The sequence below is a fragment of the Streptomyces deserti genome, from assembly GCF_054782695.1.
Genome location: NZ_BAAGRZ010000010.1, coordinates 1 through 17,234 on the forward strand (window position 1 = coordinate 1; position 17,234 = coordinate 17,234).

Genomic DNA, 17,234 nt, shown 5'->3' on the forward strand with positions numbered 1-17,234 from the left:
CACCACCCCCCAGGTCATCCCTTCGACAGGGGGCAACAGTCATGCCGGGCCCGGAGGCCAGCGGTCCCCTTGCGGAACCGCGAAGAACATAACGGGGCGAGATCGGCGCGGGTGAGTGCCTGTCGGTCGCGGGTCACCGCACCCAGTCTTCCTGGTAGGCCCGCCAGTCCTCCTCGGTCGCCGCGAAATCCACGTACAGGGCGACACCGAAGCGTTCGCGGCCGGGGTCCGTGCGGGACAGGCCGAGGCGGGCGCCCCGGACGGCGGCGGGCACGGTCTCGGCGTGGTTCCAGTGGCCGAAGCGGTTCTCGTGGAAGAAGGGCAGGCCCATCAGCAGGTCGGTGGTGGGCGGGGTGACCTCCAGGGCGAGGGAGGTCTGCTGGGCGACGTACCCGCCGTACGTGCTCTGCAGCGGCTGCATCGTGTCGTACGACATCACGGCGATCTGGTCGACGCGGCGCGCGACCTGGCCGAAGAACTCCTGCGACCACCACTTGGGGTGCCCGGTCAGGGTGCCCCAGAAGGAGTGGAGGGCCGGGAGCGGGTCGATCTGGTGGGCGGCGACGGACAGCGGGACGTTCCTCGCTCGGGTCTCGCGGCGCAGGGCGTCGAGGAGGGTGAGGTAGTTGCGGTCGCCGGAGTGGAGGGGTTCCAGGTCGAAGTGGACGCCGTCGTAGCCGGTGTCCAGGATCTGCCGGGTGGAGCGCAGGACGGCGGCGCGGGTCTCCGGCCTCTCCAGGCGCATGCCGTCCGGGCTCTCGGTCGCGAGCACGTCACCGAGAAAGGCCTGGACGCGGACGCCGGGCAGTTCGCGGTGCACGGCGGCGATGAACCAACGCGCTCTGGTGTAGGCCGACTCGGGCAGGGTGCCGTCGTGCTCCAGCGGGCCCGAGTGGACGTACAGGTCGCGGATGCCGGTGGCGCGCAGGCGGCGGGCGAGGGCGCTGACGTCGGCGTCGTCCTTGCGGCCGTCGACCCAGGCGTGGCCCAGCCAGAGCGCGTCACGGTGGCGCGTGTACGTGCCGTCAGCCGGGTCGCCCGTGTAGTTGATGCGCAGCGCTGTCTCGGCGGCGAGGAGCGGGACGAGGAGGGCGAGGACGAAGCCGAGGGCGGTACGGCGGGCTCAGCGAAGCCACCGAGGCCGCCGGGACCCCCGCGAGGTGCCCTGGCCGTCGGAGTCCGCGGGCCGGTTCTCCTCCGATGCCTCGTCGGGCTCGGGCCCCGTCTGCCTCGTCGCTGCCATTCCCGCTCCCCCTCGCGCCTCGGCCCACCCTGCGCACCCCGCCACGGACGCACCCCGCTCGCGCGGCCGCATTCCTGCTCATACGCTCCGAAATGTGACGTCTTCCTCGTCCCGGAGCCGGCCGCGCCGCGCCACGTCGCCCCTGTCCGTGCGGGTGGCGCATGCCGTGCTGGGTGGCGCGGTCGGGGTGATGTGGCTGGTGTTGCCAGGGATGACGACGCACGCCGATCCTCCGGTTGCGATCACGGCGGACCGGCCGGTCGCGGTCGCGCCCGCGCAGGACGAGGAGGACGGGACGTCCGCCGCCGACCTCGCGCTGCCGCTCGTCGTGGCGGGAGCCGCGGCGGCGCTGGCGGGATACGGCTACGTACGGCGCACCCGGCGCGCGCGGACCCGTACGACGCCCGGCGGTTCCCCGCTGCGGCCGGCCGGGCCCCCGCTCGCCGAACTGGACGAGCGGACACGGGCGTTGCTGATCGAGGCGGACGACTGCGTGCGCACCAGCCGGGAGGAACTCGGCTTCGCCGAGGCCCGGTTCGGCACCGCGGGCGTCGAGCCCTTCGCACGGGCCCTGCGGGAGGCGGAGGCCGAACTGGCGACCGCGTTCCGGATGCGGCAGCGGTACGACGAGGGCGTCCCGGGGGACGAGACCGCCCGGCGGCAGGCGCTCGCGGGGATCATCGGACGGTGCCAGGAGGCCGGGCGGCGGCTGGACGCGGAGGCCGCCGGGTTCGACGGGCTGCGGGGTCTGGAGCAGGGGCTGGGCGAGGCGCTGGCGGTCGCCGAGGGGCGGTTCCGGGACCTGGCCACCCGTACGGGGACCACGGAGATCCTCATGGCCGAGCTGCGCGAGCGCTACCCGGCGTACGCGACCGCCCAGGTCGTCGGCCACGTTGAACAGGCCAAGGACAGGCTGGTGTTCGCCACCTCCCGCCTCAACCGGGCCCGCCAGTGCGCCGACCGGGGCGAGACCACCCGCGCGATCGGCCACCTGCGCGCCGCCGAGGGCGCGATCGCCCAGACCGCCGTGTTCCTGACCGGCGTCGACCGCCTGGCCGCGGCGCTGACGGCTGCCGCGAAGCTGGTGCCTGCGGCGCTCACGGGGGCGGAGGCGGAGATCGCGGGGGCGCGGGAGCGGTTGGCGGTGGGGCAGCGGCCGGCGGCCTCGGCCGCGCCTTCGGCCGGGTCGTTCCGACCCGCACCACCCGTGCGCGTACCGGGCGTGCCGCCCGGAGAACTGCGGGCACGCATCCTGCACGCCGACGCCGTGCTGGCCGCCGTACGGGAGGAGGTGACCGGTGGACCGTACGACCCCCTCGACGCACTGCGGCGGATCGTACGCGCGGCCCTGCCGGTCGCCGCCGGGCGGGCCGGGGTGCTGCCCGCCGCGGCGCTGCTCATCGCCCGCGGTGCCGTCGCCACCGCGGCCGACTACGTCACCACACACCGGGGCGTCGTCGGCAGTGAGGCGCGGACCCTGCTGGCGGAGGCGCAGCGGCTGCTCGGCTCGGGCGAGGAGGACGCCCGGCCGGCGGCCGAGGCCCTGGCCCGGCAGGCACGCGAGCTCGCCGAGCGGGACGCGCGCGCCCACGGCACTCCGCTCGCCACGGTGGCCGGGCACGAGAGCGGTGCGGGCGGCGCCCTGCTCGGCGGGATCCTGCTCGGCGGCGCCCCGGACGGCGGCCCACCCGCGAGCTTCGGCGGCCCCCGCACCCGCACCCGGCGCGGAGCGACCTCCTCCTGACGCCCGCTAGGCCGTGCTCCCACCGGGCCCGCGCAGGCCGCAGCAGGCACTCGAAGCCACGGCCCGCACCCACCGCCGGAGGCCCCACTCAGAACAGACTCAGCAACGCCTCCGCCGGATCCGTCAGCCCGGTGTCACCCCCCGGCAGGGGCAGCTCGAACCACACCGTCTTGCCGCGGGGCGTCCGGCGTGAGCCCCAGGCGGCGCTGAGCAGGCCGACGAGCTGGAGTCCGCGGCCGCCCTCGTCGGTGTCGCGGGCCCGGCGCCGGCGGGGCTGGACCAGGCCGGAGTCCCAGACCTCGCACACCAGCGTGCGGTCCAGCAGCAGGCGCAGCCGGATCTCGCCCTCGCCGTACCGCAGCGCGTTGGTGACCAGTTCGCTGACCAGCAGTTCCGTGGTGTCGACCAGTGGCTCCAGGTCCCAGCTGAGCAACTGCGCGCGGGCGTACTCGCGGGCCCGGCCCACGCTGCGCGGCTCGCGCGGCAGGGTCCAGTCGCCGACGGACTCGGCGGGCAGCCCCTGGACCCGTGCCATCAGCAACGCGATGTCGTCCTCGCCGTGGTGCGTGTCGAGGGTGTTGAGGACGTGGTCGCAGACGTCCTCCAGGGGGCGGACGGGGTCCGTCAACGCCCCGACGAAGGCCTGGAGTCCGTCGTCGAGGGGGTGGTCGCGGGATTCGACCAGTCCATCCGTGTAGAGCGCGAGCAGGGCGCCTTCGGGGAGTTCGACCTCGACCTCCTCGAAGGGCTCCCCGCCGACGCCGAGTGGCATGCCCGGCGGCACGTCCAGCATCAGGGCCTGCTCGCCGGGTTCGACGAGGACGGGCGGCAGGTGACCGGCGTTGGCGAAGGTGCAGCGCCTGGTCACCGAGTCGTAGACCGCGTAGATGCAGGTCGCGAGGTAGACCTCCGACAGGTCGGCCTCGCGGGGGCGGCGCGCCGCCCGCGTCGCCTGCTGGATGCCGCCGGGCGCGCCCAGGCCGCGGGCGATCTCGTCCAGCTGGGAGAGCACCTCGGCCGGTTCCAGGTCGAGCAGCGCCAGCGTCCGCACGGCGGTGCGGAGTTCGCCCATGGCGACGGCGGCGCGCAGGCCGCGGCCCATGACGTCACCGACGACCAGCGCGGTGCGGTGGCCGGGCAGTTCGATGACGTCGAACCAGTCGCCGCCGACCTCGCTGGGCCGGCCGGTGGCCGCGTTGCCGGGCAGGTAGCGGCAGGCGATGTCCAGGCCGGAGGCCTCCGGGTCGCCGGGCGGGAGCAGGGACCGTTGCAGTATCAACGCGCGTTCGTGTTCGCGCCGGTACAGGCGGGCGTTGTCGATGCAGACGGCGGCGCGCGCGGCGAGCTCGACGGCGAGGTCGCGGTCCCGGTCGCCGAACGGCTCGCTGCCCTTCGTCCGGGCGAACTGCACCAGGCCCACGACCGTGTCGTGGGCGACCATCGGCACGGCGAGCGTGGACTGCACGAGGCCGCCGTCCTCGCCGGGGACGGTCCGCGAGCGGGCGGTGCGCAGGGCGTCGGCGCAGGGCGAGTTGAACGGGTAGTGGTGGACGGCGCCGACCGAGACGGGCTCGCCGATGCCGCTGAACGGCGCGTCGGAGACGGCGCTGGCGAAGGCGACGCGGCGCAACTCGGCGCTGCCGTCGGCGAGTCCGGGCGGGGTCTCGTCGCCGATCAGCAGGCCTTGGTAGAGGTCGACGGTGGCCAGGTCGCAGAAGCCCGGCACGACGACGTCGAGGAGTTCGCGGGCGGTGGTCTCCAGGTCGAGGGAGTTGCCGATGCGGGCGCCGGCCTCGTTGAGGAGGGCGAGATTGCGCCGCGCGGCGGCGGCCTCGCGGGCGGCGGCACGGCGGGAGGTGATGTCGGTTCCCAGCCATGCGATGCCGATGGGGCGGCCCGAACCGCTGTTGACGCGGTAGAGGTTGACGGACCAGTGGCGGCGCTCGTCGGAGCCCGGCAGGAAGCCCGTGATGTGCATGTCGGTGATGGAGTCACCGGTCTCCAGGACCCGGCGCAGGGTCGCGGCGACCCGCTCGGCCTCGCCACGCGGCAGGTAGTCGTGGACACCGCGGCCGCGGTGGTCGTCGGGCGTGCCGCCGAAGGTGGAGGCGAACCGCTCGTTGGCGCGGCGAACCCGCAGGTCGGAGTCGATCAGCAGGAAACCGAACGGAGATTGGCCGAATATGGCCTGCGAGGCGGCGAGGTCGGTCTCGATGCGGCGCAGCGTGCGGACGTCGACGACGATGCAGACGGCGGCCTTCTCCCCGTCCTCGGTGCGCGTCGGCATCACGTAGACCTCGGCGAGCCCCTCCTTGCCGCGCCCTCCGTCCGGCGCGTCCGGCAGCCGGAAGGGGACCACGCCGGTCCACTCCCGGCCGTCGAGGATCTCGGCCATCTTGCGCTGGCCCTGCTCGCGCAGGTCGGGGTCGATGAAGGCCTCTATCGGGTCCATGCCGACGGCGCGCTCGGCCGGGATGCCGAAGAGCTGCTCGGCGCGCGTGCTCCACTGGTCCACCAGCCCGTCGGGGCCGATGGAGAAGGACGCGACCTTGATGTAGTCGTAGATGGAGCCGGGCGGACTGCTCTGCCACATGGCGTCACCCGACGGCACCTCGCCGGACCATCGCTCGGCGCCTCGCGCCCTCGCGCCGTCCGACGGGTCCTCGGACTCCGTGGCCTTCGCTGGTATCTCGCTCACGCGAACCGTCCCCTCCAGCTCACCGCGTCCGGCACCGGTCACCGATGGCGGCTGCCCGCAGTATCCAGCACTACGGCGCCGCACGACACGGTGTTCACGATCACAGCACGGTTCCGGCGGTTTTCGGACCGGGCCGTGAGAACACTTCCAGTCTTCTAACCAGGGAACACGTCGTCGAACCACCTACGTCGACAACCGCCACTGGCCTGAACCACCCGGTCGACACGGCAAGTGCGGCTGTACAGGGACGGGCGGTCGTGCGGCGGGCGGTGATGGCGGGCCCGCGAGGCCGGTTCGTCAGGGAACCGCGAGCTCGAACCACACCGTCTTCCCCACGCCTCCGGGCCGGGTGCCCCAACGGCGCGAGGAGGAGGCCACCAGTTGCAGGCCGCGGCCGCTCTCGTCCTCGGGCCGGGCGACGCGCTCGCGGGGCGGGTCCGGGAGCGGGTCGGAGACCTCCACCAGCAGGATGCCGTCCAGCGCGGACGGGCGTACCAGGCGGACGCCGATGGGGCCGGTGGCGTGCCGCAGGGCGTTGGTGACCAGCTCGCTGACCAGCAGGGCGGTGATGTCGCCGATGCTGTCGAGGTTCCATCTGCGCAGTTGGCCGCGGACGGCGGTGCGGGCGGTGCGCACGGCGCCCGGGTCCGCGGGAAAGGTCCACTCGGCGCAGTCACCTTCGGTGTCGATCACGCCGATCACTTCCCAGGCCAGCGAGCCCACCCATGTCCGGTTTCATGGGGTTAATGGGCACATACCCGATATCCAGGGCCGAGTACCGCGCGGAAGGGCGCACGGTGGCACCAACGGCGTAGGCCGCGCCCACGCAACCGTCCCCCGTACACCGCACGCCTTCCTGAAGCCTCGCGCGCGCCGCGGCGCGCTCGGGTGGCGGGCTGCCGTCACCCACCCCAGGCGTTGTGCGCCGTGCGGCCGAGGTGGGTGAGGGTCGCGCGGACGGCCGGTACGTCCTGGTCGAGCCAGTCCACGTCCCAGATCTCGGCGGGGGTGAGCCAGCGCAGGTCGTCGTTGTCCTGGAGGGGCTTGGGGGCGGCGGAACCGGGGCGCAGCCGCGCGGTCCACACGTGCAGGACGTACGGCGCCTTCAGGGGCCACTCCCCCGGGACGCGCTCACCGGGCTCGGCCTCGACGCCGAGCTCCTCGCGCAGTTCGCGCACGAGGGCCACATCCGTCGATTCCCCTGCTTCGACCTTGCCGCCGGGCAGCTCCCACCGGCCGGCGAGCTCGGCAGGCGCACTGCGCCGCGCGGCGAGCAGCCGCCCACCGTCGACCAGAGCGGCGCCCACGACCACGATCCGTTCCGTCATACGCGCGAGCGTACGGGAGGTCGGCAGGGTGCCTTCTGCCCAAGCCGGAATCAGGAATCGTGCCCGCTCAGTTCTCAGCCGCGGCCGTTCCGTTCGTGCCGATCTTCTCGACCCAGTACAGCCGCTTGGGGCCGCGGCTGTCGAGGCTGTCCGCGATCTTCTGGGCCTCGGCGCGGGTCGCGTACCTGCCGACGCGGTAGCGATTGCCGTTGTCGTCCTGCCGGATCACGAGCCAGGGAAGAGTGACCGTGCCGTCGTTCATCGCGCCCCTCCGCTTCCCGCCCGCGGCCTGCACCGCGCCCCACCCAGTAAGGAAACCGCAATCCGCATATGCCCGAGCCTACGCCTAACCTTCACGCAGCGAATACGGCTTTTTACAAAGAGGTACGCAACCGGCCAGTACACAGGGGGCGCACGACGACGAACGCGCCGTCCGGGTACGCCGACGCGTCCGGTCAGGGGCGTGGCCCGCGCCCGGGCGCACCTCTGGGGCGACCTGCGAGAACGGCCAGATTGCTACGGCGGGGGCACGGGGCCCGGCGCGCCGTACGCCTGGGAGTGGCGGCGCACAAGGGGCGTGCGGGAGGTGTGCGAAGAAGTGTTCGTTACTTGACAGGGAGGTGGTAGGCGACCCGGTACCGGTCGGCCGGGATCACCACGTCGGCCGTCTCCACCGGGCGGCCGGAGGCGTAGAACGTGCGGGAGATGACGAGGACGACGTGCCCGGGGACGCCGCCCAGGACGCAGAGTTCCTCGGCGAGGCCGGGGCGGGCGCCGACCTCCTCGGTGACGTTGTCGACGATCACGTCGATGGCACGCATCCGTTCCACCACGCCCATGCCGCCGAGTGGGCCCTCCTCCGGCAGCATCACCGGCGTACGGCCGGTCACGGCGAGCGGCTCCCAGGAGGTGGAGAGCATCATCGCCTCGCCGCCCTCCCGGAAGAGGTACTTCGTGCACATCACGCGGTCGCCGGGCTCGATGCCCAGTCGCTCGGCGACGGCGACGCTCGCCTCGGCCTGCTCGCTGCTGGACTCCCAGGTGCCGCGCACCTCGGCATCGGCCTGCTCCTGGCGGAACGGCGTGGCCCCGCCGGACGGGCGGTAGCCGGAGCGGGCGATGCGCCGGGGGACGGGACGCTCCCGTACGTACGTCCCCGAGCCGGAGCGGCCCTCGACCAGCCCCTCCGCCATGAGCACCTTGCGCGCCTCGAGGGCGACGGTGTCCGAGACGCCGTACTCCTCGCGGATCCTGGCCTGGGAGGGGAGGCGGGTGTGCGGTGGCAGCAAGCCGTCGACGATCTTCTTGCGGAGATCACCCGCGACGCGCAGGTACGCCGGCTGCTCACCGAATGTCACTGGCCGCTCCCATCAGGTTGTACAGACAGCAACAGCGTGGCAACCGAAGGTTGTGCCGGGCAAGCAAAGGCCAGAGAATCACTCGATGTGATGACATGCGCCCTCAGGAGGCTTTACGCAGCACTTTCTCCCCGCTATGGCCGCCGTCACACCTCCGTGCCGGACTCCCCGCCCCCGCCGCTGCTGTCGTCCTCGTACGACGGCGGGGTCGTGGCCAGTCCCAGGGCCTTGCGCGCGGTGACGGTCGTGGGGCCGTCGACGTACGCGTAGCCCTGCTCGTAGTGCTCGAAGTAGGTGTCGACGTCACCGGCCGTGGCCGCCTTCGCCCACTCCTCGCGGGCGTCCTCCATGTCCGTGACGAGGTCGGCGACGGGCCGCTCGGCGTCGGCCGGCCAGGTGTGCGCGCGCAGTGCCTCGATCTGGTCGCCGAGCACGCCGTGGACCTGCTTCGCCCAGGCGCGGCTGCCCGCCAGGTCGTTGTCGGGATGGTCCTCCGGCTCCTCGTACAGCACCGCGTCGACGGCCCCGGTCGCCTTCAGGAAGGCGAGCTGGTCGGCGTCGAGGGTGGTCTCGTCGGTGCGCAGCGAGCCGGTCAGGCTGCCCTTCTCGTCCGTGCTGCCGAACAGGCAGGTGATCTCACGGTCTCCGATGCGCCAGCTCTGCCGGGACGGCACGAGGTAGTAGACGTCCACGTTCTCGGGCAGGGCCCAGGTGTCCATGGCGTAGCGGTCCTGGAGCGTGTAGCACTTGTCGTCGGCCAGCTCCGTCACCTTGTCGTCCCCGGGGAAGGAGCCGCCCGGCAGTTCCACGACGGCGAAGACCTCGCCGTCGTGCTCACCGCCGCACGGCACCTCCTCGACGTCGTAGGCGTCGCCCTTCAGGGAGCCGGTCGGGGAGTCGAAGCAGTCGCCCTTGGCGAGTGCGTAGGCGGTGCCCTCGCCGGTCACGCCGTCCTTGATGCCCTGCCACGCGTCGCTCACGACACCGGTGGACAGCGACACCGCCCACAGGGCGAGCCCCACGCAGGACAGCACGGTCCCGGCGACCGCCATGCCCTTGCCGCGCTCGCCCCTGCGCCTGATCTGCCGCAGCGCGACGAGCCCCAGCACCAGCCCCACGGCGGGCAGGAAGCAGAGGATGCCGAGCACGAGTGCGGCGACGGCGACGGCGTTGAGGGCGGGCCGGGCGCCGTACGGCGCGTACGGTCCGTACGGTCCGTAGGGGCCGGCCTGGCCGTGGCCCTGGCCCCAGGGGTGGGGAGGCCGATCTTGCGGCTGGTGGGGCCCGGGGGCCGGGGGTATCGACACGGGTACCGTGCTCCTGAGGCGGACGTAGGTGCTGAACTGACGTACGGCTGGGCGCATCGTAAGCGCGGGGCGAGCGGGGGTGGAATGCCGGTCACGAATGCGACGATCCGGGCAGTGAACGATCTGACGGCGCGTTGGGCGTCGAAACTGTCCGGTCCGTCTGGGCTGCCCGGGCTGTCCGGGCTGTCCGGTGGCACGGTCTTCTCGGCGGCGGGAGTGTGGCCGCTGCTGGCCTTCCTGGCGGACGGGGCGGGGGCCGGGCGCGGGCGGAGCTGGCCGAGGCGGTGGGGATGCCCGCGGGGCGATCGGCCGCCGCCGGACGGGAGTTGCTCGCCGCACTGGACGCGATGCGCAGCCTCGACTCCGCCCTGGGGCTGTGGACCGAACGCACCCTGGAACTGAAGGAGGCCTGGGAGACCGGACTGCCGGCCGAGGCGCACGGGGTGCTCACCGGGAACCCGGACGCCGACCAGCCGCGTGAACAAGCCTGCGAGCAAGGCCCGTTGCCCGTCCAAGACTTATGCTGATAACCGATGGTTATGACGAGGGACGTCCACGTGCGGGACTTGCGCTACTTCGTGACGGTGGCCGAGGAACTGCACTTCACGCGCGCCGCCGAGCGCCTGTACGTCTCCCAGCCCGCGCTGAGCAAACAAGTGCGGGCGCTGGAGCGGCAGTTGGGCGTCGAGCTGTTCCGGCGCGACCGGCAGGGCGTGGCGCTCACCGAGGCCGGCACGGCCCTGCTGCCGCACGCCCGGCGGGTCCTGGACGCCTGGGCGGAGGGCGCGGGCGTGGTGGAGTCGACGCGGGCGGCTCAGCGCAGCACGCTGGTGGTGGGCATGAGCACCAGCCCGGGCCGCGGCGGTCTGCTGCCCGCGATCCGCTCCCGCTTCACGGCCGCCCACCCGGAGGCGGTCGTCCGGCTGCGGCAGGTCGGCTGGGAGGACCCGACGGCGGGCCTCGCCGACGGCGAGGTGGACGTCGCCTTCGTCTGGCTGCCCCTGCCGGACGCCGGCCGCTACGCCTGGACGGTGGTCGCGGAGGAACCCCGCCTGGCCGCCCTCCCGGACACGCATCCCCTGGCGGCCCGCCCGGAGCTCGACTTCGCCGACCTGGCCGACGAACCGTTCCTCGCCCTGCCGCCCGGCGCGGGCGTCCTGCGCGACTTCTGGCTGGCCCTCGACGAACGCGCCGGCCACCCGCCGCGCATCGGCGCGGAGATCGCCGGCACGGAGGAGACGTACGAGGCGCTGGTCGCGGGGCTGGGCGTGTGCCTGGTGGCGGAGGGGAACGCGCCGCTGATCACACTGGGGGGTGTGGTGACCCGCCCGGTCCGCGGCCTCTCCCCCAGCCGGTACGCGCTGGCGTGGCGCGAGGAGGAGGGACGCCGGCCGCTGGTGCGGGGCTATGCGGAGGCGTGCCGGGAGGTGGCGAGGGCGGGGTGACGTGTCGGGGTGAGGAACACGGCGCCTCAGGTGTCCCCCGCAGCCCTGGGGGCCGCCGACGTCAGGATCCCCCAACAACCCTCGCGCCCGCCGACGTCAGGATCCCCCAACAGCCCTCGCGCCCGCCGACGTCAGGACTCCCCCACAGCCCCCACATCCGTCACCGGCCAGGACTCCCCCACAGCCCTCGGGCCCGACACGCCTCAGGAATCCCCCACAGCCTCCGCGTCCACCACCCTCGCTTCGGAAAGCCCCGCGTCCGTCACCCCCAGCCGGGCCTGCTCCTCCTCCACGATGCGGCGGGCCAGCGAGACGTCGGAGACGTCGACGGCGTCCGGTGTCGACTCGGCGACCGCGCTGCGCCGCGCGTACGCGTCGAACAGGCGCGTCTTGTTCTCCAGCATCCGCACCATGCGCTCGTCCACACCCCCGGTGGCGAGCAGCCGGTGCACCTGGACCGGGCGGACCTGCCCCATGCGGTGGGCGCGGGCCACGGCCTGGTGCTCGATGGTCGGCTTGATCTGCGGTTCGCACAGGATCACGACGGACGCGGCCTGCATGTTGAGCCCGACCCCGCCCGCCTCGATCTGGGCGAGCAGCACCGCGTGACCGGGCGCGGCGGAGAACTCGTCCACGAGTTGCTGTCGGCGCCCGGGCGGGACGCTGCCGGTGATCGGCCCGAAGACCCGTCCGGCCGTCGGCCCGGACACGGCACTGAGCGCGTCCAGCACGACGTCGAGGACATCGCGGAAGGCGGAGAAGACCACGACCTTCAGCCCGCTCTCAGCGGCCTCCCCGACCAGTTCGCGCAGCCGCCCGAGCTTCGCCGACCGCTCGGGCCGCGCGTACGCAGCGCGGCGCATCGCCATGAAGTTTCCGGCGGCTACGGCCTCCCGGTACGCCTCCTCGTCCGCGGCGCTCAGCTCCTCCCACTCGTCGGTGTGCTGCAGCGCGGGGAGCTCGGCGAGCACGTCCTGCTGGTTGCGGCGCAGGTAGACGGGCGCGACCGCCTTGCGGAACGCCTTGGAGCCGGCCACCGAGTCCTGGTCGTCGACCGAGTCGGCGAAGTCGGGCCTGAGGATCCGCACCAGGTTGCGGAACTCCGCGACCCGGTTCTCCATGGGGGTGCCGGTCAGGAAGAGGACCCGCTCGCAGCGTTCGGCCCACGCGGTCACGGCCTCGGCCCGCCGGGTGGCCGGGTTCTTCACGTAGTGCGCCTCGTCGACGACGAGCAGGCCGATCTCGCCGCCGCCCGGGGTGGGGAATCCGCGCAGCGCGTCGAAGGTGGTGATGGCGACGCCGCCGCGCCCCTTCCAGTCGGCGAACGCCTCCTGCCGGTCGGGTCCGTGCAGCGGCAGGGCCCGCAGGGTGCTGCGGGTCTCGATCTCCCGGGTCCAGTTGATCAGCACGCTCGCCGGGCACACGACCATGAAGTGGCTCTGCCCCTCGGCCGCGAGGTGCGCGAGGGCGGCGATGGCCTGCACGGTCTTGCCGAGTCCCATCTCGTCGCCGAGCAGGACCCGGCGCTGGGCGAGCGCGAAACGGGCGCCGAACGCCTGGTAGCCGCGCAGCGAGACCCGGCAGTGCGCGTCGTCCAGCCGCTGCTCCCGGACCCGGTCGGCCACCTCGTCGGGCAGGAAACCCTCAGCTGCCGCGCTGTCGGGGCCGCGGCCGGAGATCTCCGCGAGCAGGCCGTAGTACTCGGCCGAGCGCAGCTCGAAGTCGACCCATGCGGCGAGTTCGCCGTCGGGGCGGCGCAGCAGGTCCACCGAGGCCTGGGCGAACCGCTCCGGTACGTCGTCCCGCTCGGCCTCCTCGGTGACCGCCCGCAGCTCGGCGACGGCCGCCAGCGCACGCTCCCGCCCCTCGCGGCCCGCCACCAGCATCCGCCAGCGCCCGGCGGCGGGCCGGGCGTCCGCCAGCAGCGGCCCGAGCCGCGCCGCCAGCGCCGAACCGGCCTCGGCCGCACGCCGCGCCGACGGCCCGGCCTCCACCAGCACGTGCAGGGCGACGACCAGCGCGGTGGTCCGGGGCTCGGGGCGGTCCACGTCGATCCGTACGGCGACGGACTCCCGGACGGCGTCGGCGATCTGCCGGGCCGCCGCGACCGCCTGGTCCGCGGTGCGCTGCCCGACCCCGGGTGTCTGCCGCAGCCGGTACGTTCCCGCGTCCAGCACGTCCTGGACGGTCCGGAAGCCGCCCTTCTCCAGCTCCCCGAACCTCAGCCGCCCCTCGGTGACGTCCCGCAGCCGCGCGACGGGAATGCTCTTCAGCTCCTGCTCGGCCAGCCCGTCGTGCAGGGGCCGCAGCGCCTCCCGCACACCCCCGACGGCTCGTTCGTAGTCCCCGGCGACCCGCACGGCGGCCTCCGCCAGCCGCTCACCCCGCCGGACCACGTCGCGCTCCGCACGCCCCATCCCGCCCCGCCTTCCTCACCGTGCTCAGGGCATGGTGCCATTGCGCGGCGGACGGCGGGGGCGGAGGCCGAGGCAGGATCACCACCGGCGCTTGAGCGAGCTCGCAGTTGACGAGGGCGGATGCTATCCGGACCGCATGGGTGCGGCGATCCGCTCGACGATCTCCTCGATCTGGACCAGGCACTCGTGCACTTGCGGTGGAGGTGCGCCAAGAGGGTCCTCTACGTCTACGTCACCCGTGCCTGTCGACACGGCGCCACGGCGAGCGGCCGCGCCCCGGACGAGGGTCACAAACCGTGCGGCCGGATCCGCCACACCCGCGGCGTCCTCTGAACGCACCAGCCGGGCGAACTCACGGAAGGTGAACGCACGGGACAACGCCCGCACAGGGGACAGCCGCACAGCGGCCTCACGATGCTCCGTCGCAGCGCCCAGCACCAGGTCCGCGTTTTCGACCATCTCCTGGGTCAGTCGGCGGGAGCCCATCCCACAGGGCTGCACGCCACGCCCGAGGAGGAAGGAGGCAACAGCAGCCGCCATGGGCATACCCGCGACGGCCCGGGTGCCGGCACTGCTCACATGGATCACCTGCCGATGCTCGAGCAGCCGGTGCCTGAGCAGGCACTCGGCAAGCGGAGAGCGATAGACGTTGCCGGTGCACACCACAAGTACGCGGAACGGGGGCACACACCCTCCAGGAGAGGAAGAAGAGGAGTCGCATCACCTTGAGCGGAGTGAGCCGACCAGGGCCTCGCCGGTCAGGGCGGTCACCACAGGACGACCAACCGAATGGCACATATCGGGCAGCTTCGCTCCTCGCATCCGGGGATCTGGCGGCCGGTCCGGTGATCTGCATACGCCATACGGCACCTTATCGCCCGAAACCGCTTAATACGCGCCATGTGTCGCTATCTATACACATACCGTACTCGCGGGCCGGACCATGCCGTCGCCCGATTCCATTTGAGGAGCGTGAATGCGATGACGGCCTCATCGAAGTGTCGTGCCGCCTTCGCGGCCACGGCAGCCTCTGCTGTCCTGGCCGCAGTCCCAGTCGTAGGGGCCCAACCTGCCCACTCCCAGCCGTATCCACCCGATGCCCCGAGCCTGACCCTCAGCGCCACCACGGTCGACGCAGGAGACACCCTCGACTTCACAGCGACCGGGTTCATCCCGTTCGAGGGGGTGGACGCATTCCTCCTCTCCAAGCCGATCAAGCTGGGCCACTTCACCGCCGACGCGAACGGGACGGTGGAGGGTACCGTCACCATCCCCAGGTGGACCGATCCGGGCGAACACATCTTCCGTCTCAAGGGAGAGGAATCGAAACTGACCCTCTCCGCCGAGATCACCGTACGCCCGAACAAGCCTCACCTCGCCGACACCGGTGAGGACCACTCGTCCGTTCTGTTGGGCGGAGCCGCAGGGATGCTGGCGCTCGGAGCCGGCACGATGATGGCCGTCCGGCGACGGAAGCAGAACTGACCACCCCGCTCCATCGGGCGGCTGCGAAGCCCACAGCACTACCGGCGGCCGGCAGCGGACCTTCCGGCGCATGACCTCACGTCGTCGTCGGGGTACCGCCATCGGCCGCCGCCGCTTTGACCGCCCGAAGCAAGCTCCTCCGAGAAGGCGTCGAAGCCCGGGCGACCGGAGCCCGGTGCGGCACAGCACGCAGCCCACCGTCGTGACCTGGGATCTCGTCCCCCACCCCGGCCGCCGTGGAGTCTGTCAGTGCCGCAGCGTGCCGGACTCGAGATTGTCCACGTACCAGGCGTAGGTCCGGGCGATTCCTTCCCGCAGGCCGATACCAGGAGCCCAGCCGAGCGCGGTGAGCCGAGACACGTCAAGGAGCTTGCGCGGGGTACCGTCCGGCTGCTTCGTGTCCCATTCGACGCTCCCCCGGTACCCGACGGCGTCCGCGACGAGCTCCGCCAGTTCCCGGATGGTCAGGTCCGTGCCGGTGCCGACGTTGACCGGACTGTCCGCGTCGTAGTGCTCGATCAGGTGCAGGCACGCCCGTGCCAGATCGTCCACATGGAGGAACTCCCGACGAGGCGTGCCACTGCCCCAGTTCACCACCCGCCGCGCACCCGACTCCTTCGCCTCGTGGAAGCGCCGCATCAGGGACGGCAGCACGTGAGCGTGCTCGGGGTGGAAGTTGTCGCCCGGCCCGTACAGATTGGTCGGCATGGCGGAGATCCAGGGCAGACCGTACTGGCGTCGTACCGCCTGCACCTGCAGAACGCCGGCGATCTTGGCGATGGCGTAGGCGTCGTTGGTCGGCTCCAAAGGACCCGTCAGCAGCGCCTCCTCACGGATGGGCTGCTCGGCGAACTTCGGGTAGATGCAGCTGGAACCCAGGAACAGCAGCCGTTCCACCCCCTGTTCCAGGGCCGCGTCCAGCACGTTCACCTGGATGCGCAGGTTGTCGGAGAGGAACTCGGCGGGCCGGGTGGCATTCGCCTTGATCCCGCCCACTCGCGCCGCGGCCAGTACCACCACGTCCGGATGCATGGCCGCGAACCAGTCGAACACCGCCTGGCGCTGCGTCAGGTCCAGCTCCGCCGAGCCGGGCGCGACCACATCGGTGAACCCTTCACGGCGAAGTTCCCTGCGCACCGCCGAACCGACCAGCCCCGACCCCCCGGCCACGAACACGCGCGCCGAGCGGTCGAGGGGGCGGTGCACCCTGTCGTCGCGCACCGCGGCAGGGGTGTTCACCACCGAGGCGACCGGGACTGTGGCACCGGCATCAGTACAGGCGGCCATGGACCTCGACGTCCTCCTTCACCGACATGCAATCCCCAAAAAGCGACACAACGTCATGATACGGACGATAGCGCCGATATCCGTATTCTTGACGGGTGCCCAGGTTCCGGAGATGCCGGAGGTGCTGGAGTTCGGGGTCGCATCCGGTCCGTCCTGACGGCTCTGCCGAAAGAGAAGGCCCGTGGCCGTCGAGACGGGCAGCGCCGCACGTCACGTGGCCAAGAGGAAGCAGCAGCATGTTGAAGACGAAGATCGCCGATCCCACGATGCCCGGATCCCTTGCCCACTCGGCTCGCGCCAAGCGCTGGGACGAACTGCTGCGATGCTTTCCCGATCTGGCCGAGATGCACGTTCTCGACCTCGGCGGCACCCCGACCGCCTGGCGTGGCGCACCTGTCCGGCCGGCGCACGTGGTGACCGTCAATCTCGACCCGCGCACCGCCCGGCATGCCGAGTCCGGGATCACGCCGGTCGTCGCGGACGCGTGCAGCCTCTCGCTGCCGACGCACCTGGTCCCCCGGCGATTCGACCTCGTGTACTCGAACTCCGTGCTGGAGCACGTGGGAGGGCACTACCGGCGGCAGCAGTTCGCCGACACGGTGCACAGCCACGCGGACCACCACTGGGTACAGACCCCCTACCGCTACTTCCCCGTCGAACCCCACTGGCTGTTCCCAGGGCTGCAATGGCTCCCGTTCCGGGCTCGCGTGGCCGTCTCCCGGCACTGGCCGCACGGACACGTCCCACGCGCGGGGCATGCGCAGGCCACCCGCGACGTCCAGGAGGTCGAGCTCCTGTCCGCGGCCGAGATGCGGTCCTACTTCCCTGCTTCCACCATCTGGTTCGAACGCTTCGCCGGACTTCCCAAATCACTGGTCGCGAGGAAGTGAGCCGTGCCCCCCGTCCTTCCCCGCTCAGGTGC

Annotated in this window: 13 protein-coding genes and 2 pseudogenes; 5 read left to right on the forward strand and 10 right to left on the reverse strand. The window is 72.5% G+C overall.

Translation table 11 applies throughout. The features are described from left to right. Window positions 1-133: 133 nt before the first annotated feature. Window positions 134-1,243: pseudogene (locus ACYVMZ_RS18635) on the reverse strand (glycoside hydrolase family 18 protein). A 211-nt stretch (window positions 1,244-1,454) separates the two neighbouring features. Here ACYVMZ_RS18635 and ACYVMZ_RS18640 point away from each other — a divergent pair. Beyond that, window positions 1,455-2,987, forward strand: a complete 1,533-nt coding sequence (locus ACYVMZ_RS18640; RefSeq protein ID WP_461081356.1) for a coiled-coil domain-containing protein — start codon at window positions 1,455-1,457, stop codon at window positions 2,985-2,987. An 88-nt stretch (window positions 2,988-3,075) separates the two neighbouring features. Here the strand turns inward: ACYVMZ_RS18640 and ACYVMZ_RS18645 are convergent, their stop codons facing one another. The 6 genes from ACYVMZ_RS18645 to ACYVMZ_RS18670 form a co-directional block, all read right to left on the reverse strand. Then, on the reverse strand, window positions 3,076-5,685 hold the full coding sequence (locus tag ACYVMZ_RS18645) for a SpoIIE family protein phosphatase (RefSeq protein WP_461080957.1): 2,610 nt from the start codon (window positions 5,683-5,685) through the stop codon (window positions 3,076-3,078). A gap of 297 nt (window positions 5,686-5,982) precedes the next feature. Further along, window positions 5,983-6,408: an ATP-binding protein gene (locus ACYVMZ_RS18650; protein WP_461080959.1), complete on the reverse strand. Its 426-nt coding sequence runs from the start codon at window positions 6,406-6,408 to the stop codon at window positions 5,983-5,985. Window positions 6,409-6,587: 179 nt separating this feature from the next. Further along, a complete protein-coding gene (locus ACYVMZ_RS18655; RefSeq protein WP_461080961.1) occupies window positions 6,588-7,013 on the reverse strand; it encodes a (deoxy)nucleoside triphosphate pyrophosphohydrolase in 426 nt (141 codons plus the stop codon). Window positions 7,014-7,080: 67 nt separating this feature from the next. Further along, window positions 7,081-7,275 (reverse strand): SPOR domain-containing protein, encoded by a 195-nt coding sequence (locus ACYVMZ_RS18660; protein ID WP_461080963.1) that lies wholly within the window; start codon window positions 7,273-7,275, stop codon window positions 7,081-7,083. Window positions 7,276-7,618: 343 nt separating this feature from the next. Continuing rightward, the gene (locus ACYVMZ_RS18665) at window positions 7,619-8,371 is read right to left on the reverse strand and encodes a GntR family transcriptional regulator (RefSeq protein WP_461080965.1); all 753 of its coding nucleotides are present in this window, start codon (window positions 8,369-8,371) and stop codon (window positions 7,619-7,621) included. A 146-nt stretch (window positions 8,372-8,517) separates the two neighbouring features. Next, window positions 8,518-9,678, reverse strand: a complete 1,161-nt coding sequence (locus ACYVMZ_RS18670; RefSeq protein WP_461080967.1) for a DUF4190 domain-containing protein — start codon at window positions 9,676-9,678, stop codon at window positions 8,518-8,520. Between the two features lie 84 nt (window positions 9,679-9,762). Here ACYVMZ_RS18670 and ACYVMZ_RS18675 point away from each other — a divergent pair. After that, a pseudogene (locus ACYVMZ_RS18675) lies at window positions 9,763-10,151 on the forward strand (proteinase inhibitor I4 serpin); the annotation flags it as partial. Window positions 10,152-10,211: 60 nt separating this feature from the next. Further along, window positions 10,212-11,123, forward strand: coding sequence for a LysR family transcriptional regulator (locus tag ACYVMZ_RS18680; RefSeq protein WP_461080969.1), 912 nt, complete (start codon window positions 10,212-10,214; stop codon window positions 11,121-11,123). 203 nt (window positions 11,124-11,326) lie between these two features. Here ACYVMZ_RS18680 and ACYVMZ_RS18685 read toward each other — a convergent pair whose 3' ends face one another. Both ACYVMZ_RS18685 and ACYVMZ_RS18690 read right to left on the reverse strand, forming a co-directional pair. Further along, entirely contained in the window at window positions 11,327-13,540 is a 2,214-nt protein-coding gene (locus ACYVMZ_RS18685) for a DEAD/DEAH box helicase (RefSeq protein WP_461080972.1), read from the reverse strand. Window positions 13,541-13,663: 123 nt separating this feature from the next. Beyond that, window positions 13,664-14,227, reverse strand: a complete 564-nt coding sequence (locus ACYVMZ_RS18690; protein ID WP_461080974.1) for an arsenate reductase/protein-tyrosine-phosphatase family protein — start codon at window positions 14,225-14,227, stop codon at window positions 13,664-13,666. 294 nt (window positions 14,228-14,521) lie between these two features. On the opposite strand from ACYVMZ_RS18690, the gene ACYVMZ_RS18695 reads away from it, so the two are divergent. After that, window positions 14,522-15,025 (forward strand): LPXTG cell wall anchor domain-containing protein, encoded by a 504-nt coding sequence (locus ACYVMZ_RS18695; RefSeq protein WP_461080976.1) that lies wholly within the window; start codon window positions 14,522-14,524, stop codon window positions 15,023-15,025. 246 nt (window positions 15,026-15,271) lie between these two features. Here ACYVMZ_RS18695 and ACYVMZ_RS18700 read toward each other — a convergent pair whose 3' ends face one another. After that, a complete protein-coding gene (locus ACYVMZ_RS18700) occupies window positions 15,272-16,312 on the reverse strand; it encodes a GDP-L-fucose synthase family protein (protein WP_461080978.1) in 1,041 nt (346 codons plus the stop codon). 236 nt (window positions 16,313-16,548) lie between these two features. Here ACYVMZ_RS18700 and ACYVMZ_RS18705 point away from each other — a divergent pair, with 236 nt between their 5' ends. Beyond that, window positions 16,549-17,202 (forward strand): class I SAM-dependent methyltransferase, encoded by a 654-nt coding sequence (locus tag ACYVMZ_RS18705; protein WP_461080980.1) that lies wholly within the window; start codon window positions 16,549-16,551, stop codon window positions 17,200-17,202. Window positions 17,203-17,234 lie beyond the last annotated feature (32 nt).

What these genes read in the sequence shown, in the direction of transcription:
- ACYVMZ_RS18705 (WP_461080980.1), top strand. Translation starts at nt 16,549, where the DNA reads ATGTTGAAGACGAAGATCGCCGATCCCACGATGCCCGGATCCCTTGCC.
- ACYVMZ_RS18680 (WP_461080969.1), top strand. Translation starts at nt 10,212, where the DNA reads ATGGTTATGACGAGGGACGTCCACGTGCGGGACTTGCGCTACTTCGTG.
- ACYVMZ_RS18660 (WP_461080963.1), bottom strand. Translation starts at nt 7,275, where the DNA reads ATGAACGACGGCACGGTCACTCTTCCCTGGCTCGTGATCCGGCAGGAC.
- ACYVMZ_RS18685 (WP_461080972.1), bottom strand. Translation starts at nt 13,540, where the DNA reads ATGGGGCGTGCGGAGCGCGACGTGGTCCGGCGGGGTGAGCGGCTGGCG.
- ACYVMZ_RS18700 (WP_461080978.1), bottom strand. Translation starts at nt 16,312, where the DNA reads ATGGCCGCCTGTACTGATGCCGGTGCCACAGTCCCGGTCGCCTCGGTG.
- ACYVMZ_RS18695 (WP_461080976.1), top strand. Translation starts at nt 14,522, where the DNA reads ATGACGGCCTCATCGAAGTGTCGTGCCGCCTTCGCGGCCACGGCAGCC.
- ACYVMZ_RS18640 (WP_461081356.1), top strand. Translation starts at nt 1,455, where the DNA reads ATGACGACGCACGCCGATCCTCCGGTTGCGATCACGGCGGACCGGCCG.
- ACYVMZ_RS18655 (WP_461080961.1), bottom strand. Translation starts at nt 7,013, where the DNA reads ATGACGGAACGGATCGTGGTCGTGGGCGCCGCTCTGGTCGACGGTGGG.